This is a genomic window from Coleofasciculus sp. FACHB-712 (assembly GCF_014695635.1).
Classification (GTDB): domain Bacteria; phylum Cyanobacteriota; class Cyanobacteriia; order Cyanobacteriales; family FACHB-T130; genus FACHB-T130.
The window spans coordinates 1-2404 of the sequence record NZ_JACJOQ010000590.1 but is presented as its reverse complement, the minus strand read 5'-3'; the positions used below and the strand labels follow the sequence as shown (position 1 = coordinate 2404).

Here is a 2404-nt window from a genome sequence, read left to right as displayed (position 1 = left end):
GACAGGAGAACGTTACGAAGGCGCGACGCATATCTTAGCGCATGCACCGTTAGAGCGAATGCCGCTATATGTGCGTGCGGGAGCGATTATCCCCATGCAGCCGGTGATGCAATACACGGATGAGCGTCTCATTGACGAACTCACTCTCCGCATCTGGCCTGGAGAGGGCGAGTTTAGACTATATGAAGATGATGGGCATACGTTTGAATATCAAACGGGTGCCTTTGCCACTACAACCTACCGCGTTGATTCCCAAGGGCAACAAACGAGGGTTGAAATTGCCGCCCGTGAAGGCAATTGGACGCCCTCGACCCGTGAAACCATCGTGCAGCTAGTCGGTGTTGGCGAACAGCGTTTCGTTGACGATAGTACGGCGCGTCAACTGACTTTTTAAATTGCCCGGTTCTTGGGTTTGAACCTCACCCCCAGCCCCTCCGTGAAAAAAATTTATTCCTTATCTTCCCCCTGCTTGCGGGGGGATAGAGGGGGGTGCGGAGAGGGGAGCCGGAGCCGGAGTGAGGAGGTGCTTCTAATGGGAGGCGCGATCAACCGGATTTAATTTCAATCCTTTACGGTTAGCGATTTGCTCTTGAGGGCAAATCGCTTCTTTTTGCATTCTTTACTTTCTATCAGAGCGATCGCAGATCCCAGCTTCTCGCTCAAGCCATCTTGCGAAAATTTAAATATATCTAAAGACCGATGCAAAAAAAATTGTTAAACATTAAGACCAAATAAAATTTGCTTAGAGAATTTTATTTTAGCTGTAAATTTGATTTGGGCAAGTATTGATAACTTCTATAAGTCTTTGTTAGAGAGCTACCAAACTTTACACAATCAGCATATCAAAAATATCCAAATGATGTTAAGCCCCTGCGCGAACATCCCTGATTTGCATAAGTTCACAATGGGGATCAAAGCTAGAGAGACTCATCTTCCTAAAGAATGATTCATATAAATCATTCAATTGATTATGGATAATTATCAAAAAGGTTGCCATAATAGTCTAGAAAGGTAAATTGATTTTTCACTCATTGTATGTAGCTAAATTGTTACTTTAGCTACACTTTTACCGGATGGTATCGGGGTCAAATCTAGCAATTCTCTTGTTTTAAAAAACTTACTGACATGAAAACTTTAACAATGCAGCTCGTCCAAGCAATTCGCTGTCCTAACTGTGGCAGTCCGGGTGAACGGCATTACATTTCTAGCAGCCAGCTAACGCGGACACAATGCCGTACTTGTGACTACTTGATGGTGACTTGTTCTCGAACCGGGAGAGTAATCGAAGCATACGCACCCGGTCTTGATGCAAGTCGTCTGTAGAAGCAATCCTCAAAGAATTGCTTTTACTGAATTATTTAGAAGCTCGAAGTTGTCCGCAAGCAGCATTGGCTTCTAAACCACGAGAGTAGCGAACGCTAACAGCAATATGCTGTTTTTTCAAAGCTGCCACAAAAGCTTGAATTCGACCGGAATCTGGACGCTGATAGTCAGCATCGTGGATAGGATTGTAGGGAATTAAATTGACGTGAGTTTGGAATCCCCGCAGACGAGACGCAAGTTCATTCGCGTGTTGGGGGAGGTCATTCACACCCGCAAGCAGAACGTATTCAAACGTCAATCTGCGACCTGTTAATTGAACATATTCCCGACATTCAGCTAACAAATCTTCCAGGGGATATCGCTGCGCCGTGGGGATAAGTTTTTCTCGAAGTGCCTGATTGGGTGCGTGGAGGCTAACTGCGAGGGTGATTTGCAAGTGATGTTTCGCTAAATCGAGGATGCGATCGCGTACTCCCACGGTGGAGAGTGTCATCGAACGCTGTCCGATTCCCACATCTTTATTTAGTATCTCCAGCGCTCCCAGAACATTTACCGTATTCAGTAAAGGTTCGCCCATCCCCATAAATACAATATGGCTGACTCGTCGCTTGAAGTCTTCCTGAACCGTTAACACCTGATCGACGATTTCATGACGTGCGAGATTGCGGGTAAAACCGCCCTTCCCAGTAGCGCAGAAGTCGCAAGCCATCGGACAACCCACTTGGGAAGAGACGCACACCGTGAGCCGCTTTTCTGTGGGAATGCCGACTGTTTCGATAATTTGACCATCTGCCAACCGCAGCAGATACTTCACCGTGTCATCTGGAGCGACAGAACGATGATGTATCGTAGAGCGTCCAATCGGGACATCTGCTACTTGGTCGCGCCACTGCTTAGAAAATACAGTAATTTCGGAAAGCGATCGCGCTCCTTTTTCATAAATCCACTGATGCAGTTGCTGTCCCCGGTAAGCCGGTTGTCCTTGAGCAAGCACCCATTGGGTTAATTCAGCTAAATTTGCCCCTAAAAGAGGAGGAATCGTTCTGGCTGGGTTTTTATTCGTTACCCCCTGTTTAGCAAC

General features: G+C 46.4%; 3 protein-coding genes. 2 read left to right on the top strand and 1 reads right to left on the bottom strand.

All coding sequences use genetic code 11. The annotated features are described in order from the left end of the window. Window positions 1-394, top strand: a 394-nt coding sequence (locus H6F50_RS21545) for a DUF5110 domain-containing protein (RefSeq protein ID WP_190430283.1), incomplete at its 5' end; no start/stop codon positions are given. 746 nt (window positions 395-1140) lie between these two features. After that, complete coding sequence (locus H6F50_RS21540; protein ID WP_190414604.1) at window positions 1141-1323, top strand: replication restart DNA helicase PriA; 183 nt, start codon at window positions 1141-1143, stop codon at window positions 1321-1323. 31 nt (window positions 1324-1354) lie between these two features. Here H6F50_RS21540 and rlmN read toward each other — a convergent pair whose 3' ends face one another. Further along, a complete protein-coding gene (gene rlmN / locus H6F50_RS21535; protein WP_190430284.1) occupies window positions 1355-2362 on the bottom strand; it encodes a 23S rRNA (adenine(2503)-C(2))-methyltransferase RlmN in 1008 nt (335 codons plus the stop codon). Window positions 2363-2404: the final 42 nt, after the last annotated feature.

Coding starts and splice junctions, on each gene's coding strand:
- H6F50_RS21540 (WP_190414604.1), top strand. CDS start 1,141: ATGCAGCTCGTCCAAGCAATTCGCTGTCCTAACTGTGGCAGTCCGGGT.